The organism is Bartonella sp. OD88NMGDW, from assembly GCF_042193775.1.
In the GTDB taxonomy this organism is placed as follows: domain Bacteria; phylum Pseudomonadota; class Alphaproteobacteria; order Rhizobiales; family Rhizobiaceae; genus Bartonella; species Bartonella grahamii.
On sequence record NZ_JBHIMA010000071.1, the window covers coordinates 1 to 763 of the forward strand.

Consider the following 763-nt stretch of genomic DNA (forward strand, 5'->3'; position numbering starts at 1 on the left):
ATTTAGGAGGCAATCCCCCGAAAGCAGGCTTGGTGAAGGTTTGGGGACCTTTTGTTTGTTTGATGCAATTGACAGATTATCCCAATCGCATTCATTGGTCAGGTTTGGAAGATGCAACCCATTGGACAGTTAAGCAGAAAGATTGCGATTTTCAAGATTTTCCAGATGGAGAATATGTTCAAGGGTCTACGGAATCGACTAATCCCCTCATTTTTATGCGTTCTGCTATTTATGCAGGAACCTTTGTTGCGGGTTCTAAGATTGTGTTTACGTTTCAAAAGATACAAGACAAGCGAGGAGCCCGTAGTGCATCCTCTATAGCATGTCGAGGGAGTGATGCTTTTTTTGCAGGTGATGGTGGTTTTTATCAGATGAGTTTAGATGGTCAACTTTTACCGATAGGTTTTGAAAAGGTTGATAGAACGGTTTTTAAAACATTTGATAAGTTTGCTCTTGATGAGATGCAAGGAGTTATAGACCCCATTGATAACCGGATTTATTGGTCCTTAAAAAGAGGCAATAACGAGCAAACCACCTTTGTTTATGATTGGGGTTTACAGAAATGGTCGACACTACAGGGAAAGCTTTTCACGTTGTTTCCAGTGTTTACAACAGGTTATACTTTAGAACAGTTAGATGAGATTTCACTCAATCTTGAGGCATTGCCGGCTTCTTTAGACAGCCCCCGTTGGCAAAGTGGCGCTCCAATGCTTGGTGCTTTTGATGAAAACAATCGGCTTGTTATGTTTACAGGAGCCCCGAT

At 41.5% G+C, this 763-nt stretch carries 1 pseudogene; it reads left to right on the forward strand.

The window, feature by feature from the left end:
* Positions 1–763: pseudogene (locus tag ACFIJR_RS09145) on the forward strand (hypothetical protein); the annotation flags it as partial.